This window comes from Mitsuaria sp. TWR114 (genome assembly GCF_007997345.1).
In genome coordinates, this window is the sequence record NZ_VOSR01000377.1 from 1 (window position 1) to 6534 (window position 6534).

General features: G+C 69.5%; 3 protein-coding genes and 3 pseudogenes. All 6 read left to right on the forward strand.

Annotation, left to right across the window (positions count from 1 at the left end; translation table 11 throughout):
* On the forward strand, positions 1 to 1698 hold a 1698-nt coding region (locus FUT87_RS14335; RefSeq protein ID WP_147241447.1), incomplete at its 5' end, for a 3-hydroxyacyl-CoA dehydrogenase NAD-binding domain-containing protein.
* A gap of 28 nt (positions 1699 to 1726) precedes the next feature.
* Entirely contained in the window at positions 1727 to 2902 is a 1176-nt protein-coding gene (locus tag FUT87_RS14340; RefSeq protein ID WP_091722595.1) for an acetyl-CoA C-acyltransferase, read from the forward strand.
* Between the two features lie 127 nt (positions 2903 to 3029).
* A complete protein-coding gene (locus FUT87_RS14345) occupies positions 3030 to 4847 on the forward strand; it encodes an acyl-CoA dehydrogenase (protein WP_404935405.1) in 1818 nt (605 codons plus the stop codon).
* 89 nt (positions 4848 to 4936) lie between these two features.
* A pseudogene (locus FUT87_RS14350) lies at positions 4937 to 5727 on the forward strand (SDR family oxidoreductase).
* A 65-nt stretch (positions 5728 to 5792) separates the two neighbouring features.
* Positions 5793 to 6232 (forward strand): annotated as a pseudogene (locus FUT87_RS14355) (PaaI family thioesterase).
* A gap of 71 nt (positions 6233 to 6303) precedes the next feature.
* Positions 6304 to 6534: pseudogene (locus tag FUT87_RS14360) on the forward strand (NADP-dependent oxidoreductase); the annotation flags it as partial.

The following is a 6534-nucleotide window of genomic DNA, read 5'->3' on the forward strand; positions in this document are numbered from 1 at the left end:
GCCGGCGGCACGCAGCGCCTGCCGCGCGCGCTGGGCGTCGAGCCCGCGCTCAACATGATCGTCAGCGGCGAGCCGGTGGTCAGCGAGCAGCTCGCGCAGGTGCCCGGCCAGGTGCTGTTCCAGAAGCTCATCGACGGCGACCTGATCGACGGCGCCGTCCAGTTCGCGATGGAGATCGCCGACAAGCGCCCGCTGCCGCGCGTGCGCGACATCAAGGCGCAGCATCCCGAGGCGCAGGCCTACTTCCAGTTCGCGCGCAACACCGTCGGCGCGATGTCCAAGAACTTCCCGGCGCCGCTGCAGTGCGTGGAGACGGTGGCCAACGCGGTCTCGATGAAGTTCGAGGACGGCATGCGCGCCGAGCGCGAGGCCTTCCAGCAACTGATGCTGACGCCCGAGTCCAAGGCGCTGCGCCATGCCTTCTTCGCCGAGCGAGCCGCCTCCAAGATCCCCGACGTGCCCGAGGACACGCCGCTGCGCCGCGTCGACAAGGTGGCCATCATCGGCGCCGGCACGATGGGTGGCGGCATCGCGATGAACTTCCTCAACGCCGGCATCCCGGTGACGATCCTCGAGATGAAGCAGGAGGCGCTGGACCGCGGCATCGCCACCATCCGCAAGAACTACGAGGCGCAGGTCAAGAAGGGCAAGCTCAAGGAGGACCGCTACGCGCAGCGCATGGCCCTGCTGGACACCACGCTGAACTACGGCGACATCGGCTCGGCCGACCTCGTCATCGAGGCCGTCTTCGAGGACATCGGCGTCAAGGAGCAGGTCTTCCGCCAGCTCGACGAGGTGATGAAGCCCGGCGCGATCCTGGCCTCCAACACCTCGACGCTGGACGTCGACAAGATCGCGGCCTTCACCAAGCGGCCGCAGGACGTCATCGGCACCCACTTCTTCAGCCCGGCCAACGTGATGAAGCTGCTGGAGGTGGTGCGCGGCGCGGCCACCGCCAAGGACGTGCTCGCCACCGTGATGGCGCTGGGCAAGAAGATCCGCAAGACCTGCGTGGTCTCCGGCGTGTGCGACGGCTTCATCGGCAACCGCATGATCGAGCAGTACAGCCGCCAGGCCGGTTTCCTGCTCGAGGAAGGCTGCACGCCGCAGCAGGTCGACAAGGCGATGGAGCGCTTCGGCTTCGCGATGGGCCCGTTCCGCATGGGCGACCTGGCCGGCAACGACGTGGGCTGGTACATCCGCAAGCGCCGCTACCAGGAGAAGCCGGACCTGCGCTACTCCAGGACCGCCGACCTGCTGTGCGAGATGGGCCGCTTCGGCCAGAAGACCGGCGCCGGCTGGTACGACTACCTGCCGGGCAAGCGCGACGCGATCCCGTCCAGGACCGTGCTGGAGATGATCGACATGCACCGCTCGGCGCTGGGCATCACGCCGCGCAAGATCAGCGACGAGGAGATCGTGCACCGCCTGGTCTACGCGCTGGTCAACGAAGGCGCGCGCATCCTGGAGGAGGGCATCGCGCTGCGCGCCTCCGACATCGACATGGTCTACCTCACCGGCTACGGCTTCCCGCTGTGGCGCGGCGGTCCGATGTGCTACGCCGACACGGTCGGTCTCTACAACGTCGTGCAGGCGATGAAGCGTTTCGCGCGCAACCCGCATGACGACGCGAAGTTCTGGGAACCGGCTCCGCTGCTCAAGCGCCTGGCCGACCAGGGCAAGGGCTTCAACGACTGACCCCGCGGACGCGAACAGGAGCAACAGAATGAGCAAGGCATTGATCGTTTCCACGGCCCGCACCCCGCTCGCCAAGAGCTGGAAGGGGTCCTTCAACATGACCCACGGCGCGACCCTGGGCGGCCATGTGGTCCGCGCGGCGCTGGAACGCGCCGGCATCGAGGGCGGCGAGGTCGAGGACGTGCTGATGGGCTGCGCCACGCCCGAGGGCGCCACCGGCGGCAACATCGCGCGCCAGATCGCGCTGCGCGCCGGCCTGCCGGTGACCGTGTCCGGACAGACCATCAACCGGTTCTGCTCCAGCGGCCTGCAGACCATCGCGACCGCGTCGCAGCGCATCATCGCGGGCGAGGGCGAGGTGTTCGTGGCCGGCGGCGTGGAGAGCATCTCCTGCGTGCAGAACGAGGCCAACCGCCACATGGGCCATGAGAGCTGGCTGTCGGCGCACAAGCCCGAGATCTACTGGTCCATGCTGCAGACGGCCGAGAACGTCGCGCAGCGCTACAAGATCCCCAAGGAGCGCATGGACCGCTACGGCGCGGCCTCGCAGCAGCGCGCCTGCGCCGCGCAGGCCGAAGGCCTGTTCAACGCCGAGATCGTGCCGATCACCGTGATGGCCGGCGTCGCCGACAAGGTGCGCGGGATGATGACCCGCGAGGTCACCGTCTCCGTCGACGAGGGCCTGCGGGTGGGCACGACCTACGAGAGCATCAAGGACATCCGCACCGCGCTGCCCGGCGGCGTGGTCACCGCGGGCAATGCCAGCCAGTTCAGCGACGGCGCCGGCGCCTGCGCGATCGTCAGCGAGTCCTATGCGTCGAAGAAGGGCCTCAAGCCGCTGGGCCGCTTCCTGGGCTTCGCGGTGGCGGGCTGCGAGCCCGACGAGATGGGCATCGGCCCCGTCTTCGCCGTGCCCAAGGTGCTGGCGCGCCTGGGCCTGAAGGTCTCCGACATCGACCTGTGGGAGCTCAACGAGGCCTTCGCGGTGCAGGTGCTGTACTGCGCGGACAAGCTGGGCATCCCGATGGACCGGCTCAACGTCAACGGCGGCGCGATCGCGATCGGCCATCCCTACGGCGTGTCGGGCCAGCGCCTGACCGGCCATGCGCTGATCGAGGGCAAGCGCCGCGGCGCCAAGCGCGTCTGCGTGACGATGTGCATCGGCGGCGGCATGGGCGCCGCGGGGGTCTTCGAAGTGCTCTGACGAGCACCCCCCTACCGGCTGACGCCGGCCCCCTCAGGGGGCGAGCCCGAGGGCCCGGCAGAGCCGGATCCCCGGGCTCCGCTTGATATGTCGGCGGGCTGCGCCCCGCCTCCTTCGTGAGGTGCTCATGCGCCAGACCCTGGACTTCCTGCTGTACCGCTGGCTGAAGGTCGACCGACTGTCGGCTCGCGAGCGCTTCTCGGAGCACTCGCGGGAGACCTTCGATGCGGTGCTCGACACCTGCGAGAAGATCGCCCGCGAGAAGTTCGCACCGTTCAACCGCCTCGCCGACACCGAGGAGCCGCGCTTCGACGGCGAACGCGTTCATCTGCCCGCGGCGACGCACGAGGCGCTCGCGGCCTATGTCGGGTCCGGCATGCTGGCCGCCGCGCAGGATTACGAGCACGGCGGCATGCAGCTGCCCTGCGTCGTCGAGATGGCCGCCAACTGCTTCTTCAGCAAGGCCAGCGTGGCCATGGGCGGCTACGCGATGCTCACCAACGGCAACGCCAACCTGCTGATGGCGCACGGCACGCCGGCGCAGCGCGAGGTGTTCGCGATGAACGAGTTCAGCGGGCGCTGGTTCGGCACCATGTGCCTGTCGGAGCCGCAGGCGGGCTCGTCGCTGTCCGACGTCGCCACGCGCGCTGAGCCCGATGGCGACGGCTTTCAGGCCGATCCGCTGGGCCCGCGCTACCGGCTGACCGGCAACAAGATGTGGATCTCCGGCGGCGAGCACGAGCTCACTGAGAACATCGTCCACCTGGTGCTCGCGAAGATCCCCGGGCCCGATGGCAAGCCGCTGCCCGGGACGAAAGGCATCTCGCTGTTCATCGTGCCCAAGCACCTCGTCGACACCGATGCCCGCCTGACCGGCGAGCGCAACGACGTGACGCTCGCGGGCCTGAACCACAAGCTCGGCTATCGCGGCACGACGAACTGCCTGCTCAACTTCGGCGAGGGCCGCCACACGCCGGGCGGCCGGCGCGGCGCGATCGGCTACCTCGTCGGCCAGCCGGGCGAGGGCCTGCGCTGCATGTTCCACATGATGAACGAGGCCCGCATCGGCGTCGGCCTCGGCGCGGTGATGCTGGGCTACGCCGGCTACGAGGCCAGCCTCGACTACGCGCGCCAGCGCCCGCAGGGCCGGCCGATGACGGCGGCCGGCAAGGACGCGGCCCAGCCGCAGCGGCCGATCATCGAGCACGCCGACGTCAAGCGCATGCTGCTGGCGCAGAAGAGCTATGTCGAGGGCGGGCTGGCGCTGGAGCTGTTCTGCGCGCGCCTCGTCGACGAGCAGCACACCGGCAGCGCCGACGAGTCCGCGGCCGCGAAGCGGCTGCTGGAGGTGCTCATCCCCATCGCCAAGAGCTGGCCCAGCGAGTGGTGCCTGGAGGCCAACTCGCTGGCGATCCAGGTGCTGGGCGGCTATGGCTACACCCGCGACTTCCCGGTGGAGCAGTACTGGCGCGACAACCGCCTGAACATGATCCACGAGGGCACGCACGGCATCCAGGCGCTGGACCTGCTGGGCCGCAAGGTGGTGATGGACGGCGGCCAGGCGCTGATGGCGCTGGCCACGCGCATCAGCGACACCGCGCAGCGCGCCGGCCAGGTGCCGGGGCTGGCGGAGGCCGCCAATGAACTCGGCGCGGCGCTGGCCGCGGTCGGCGGCGCGACGAAGAAGGCCTGGTCCACCGGCGAGCCGGAGGAGGCGCTGGCCAATGCCACGCCCTACCTGCAGGCCTTCGGCCACACCGTGCTGGCGTGGATCTGGCTGGACGTGGTGCTCGCGCTCGAAGGGCGGGACGACGACTTCGCCCAGGGCAAGCGCGCTGCGCAGCGCTATTTCTTCGCCTACGAGTTGCCCAAGGTCACGGCCTGGCTGGGCGTGGTCGCGCGGCGCGAGGCGCTCACGCGCGAGATGCGCGACGCCTGGTTCTGAGCGCCGCCGCCGGTGACCGGCCGGGCGATCAACGACGACATCGACAACGACGACGACATCAACGACCTCAAGACATCAAGGAGACGACGATGAGCAGCAAGGTGCAGGACCTCTTCGACCTGAGCGGCCAGGTGGCGCTGGTGACCGGTGGGTCGCGCGGGCTGGGTTTGCAGATCGCCGAGGCGCTGGGCGAGGCCGGCGCGACGCTGATGCTGAGCTCGCGCAAGGCGGCCGACCTCGAGGAGGCCGCGGCGCACCTGAAGGCGCGCGCATCGACGCGCAATGGATCGCGGCCGATGCTTCGGATGAGGCGCAGGCGCGCGGCATCGTCGAGCAGACGGTGGCCAGGCTCGGCAAGATCGACATCCTCGTGAACAACGCCGGCGCCACCTGGGGCGCGCCGGCCGAGGACCATCCGGTCGAGGCCTGGGACAAGGTGATGGACCTGAACATCCGCAGCCTGTTCGTGATGAGCCAGGAAGTGGCGCGACGCAGCATGATCCCGCGCAAGTCGGGCCGCATCATCAACGTGGCCTCGATCGCGGGCCTGGGCGGCAACAGCGGGATGATGAAGACCATCGCCTACAACACCAGCAAGGGCGCGGCGGTGAACTTCACCCGCGCGCTGGCCGGCGAGTGGGGCGTGCACGGCATCACCGTCAACGCGCTGGCGCCGGGCTTCTTCCCCAGCAAGATGACCAAGGGCCTGATGGCGGCGATCGGCGAAGACAAGCTGGCCGAGCACGCGCCGCTCAAGCGCATCGGCGATGATGAGGACCTCAAGGGCGCCGCCCTGCTGTTCGCGAGCCGCGCCGGAAAGCACATCACCGGGCAGATCCTCGCCGTCGATGGTGGCGTCTCCGCCGTCCACGGCAGCTGAATGGCTCCGCCCCCTACGCGCATCGCGCGCTGTGATCCGAGGTTGTCGTGACTGAAGAGCCGCCGCTGAAATTTCCCGTCCACATTCCTTTCGTCCAGCAGCTGGGCTTCGAGCTCGTGCGCATCGACGAGGGCGAGGCCGAGTTGCGGGTCGACATCCGCGAACTCCACCTGAACTCGTGGGAGGTGGCGCATGGCGGCGTGCTGATGACGCTGCTGGACGTCGCCATGGCCCATGCGGCGCGCAGCGCCACCGCGACCAGCCGGGCTTCGGCCCCGGCGTGGTGACGGTGGAGATGAAGACCAGCTTCATGCGCCCCGGCGAGGGCGCGCTGCGCGCGGTGGGCCGGCTGCTGCACCGCTCGACGACGATGGCCTTCTGCGACGGCTCGGTCTACGGCGAGGACGGCCGGCTCTGCGCCCATTCCACCGGCACCTTCAAGTACCTCAAGGCGCTGCCCGGCAAGGGCCGCAGCCTCAAGGCGCTGCAGCGCACCGAGGGCTGAGCGCCCGACGGCCCGGCGGCGATCCCCGTTCAACCGACCCCTTCCGATTTCCCGCTCACGAGGAGAAACGCATGAGCACGACGAACCGCCAGATCCTGCTGGCCTCCCGCCCCACCGGTGAACCCGGCACCGACAACTTCAAGCTGGTCAGCACGCCGGTGCCGACCGTGGCCGACGGCCAGGTGCTGGTGCGCAACCATTACCTCAGCCTGGATCCCTACATGCGCGGCCGCATGAACGAGGGCAAGAGCTACGCGACGCCGCAGCCGCTGGGCGAGGTGATGATCGGCGGCACCGTCGGC

What these genes read in the sequence shown, in the direction of transcription:
- FUT87_RS14340 (WP_091722595.1), top strand. Translation starts at nt 1,727, where the DNA reads ATGAGCAAGGCATTGATCGTTTCCACGGCCCGCACCCCGCTCGCCAAG.
- FUT87_RS14345 (WP_404935405.1), top strand. Translation starts at nt 3,030, where the DNA reads ATGCGCCAGACCCTGGACTTCCTGCTGTACCGCTGGCTGAAGGTCGAC.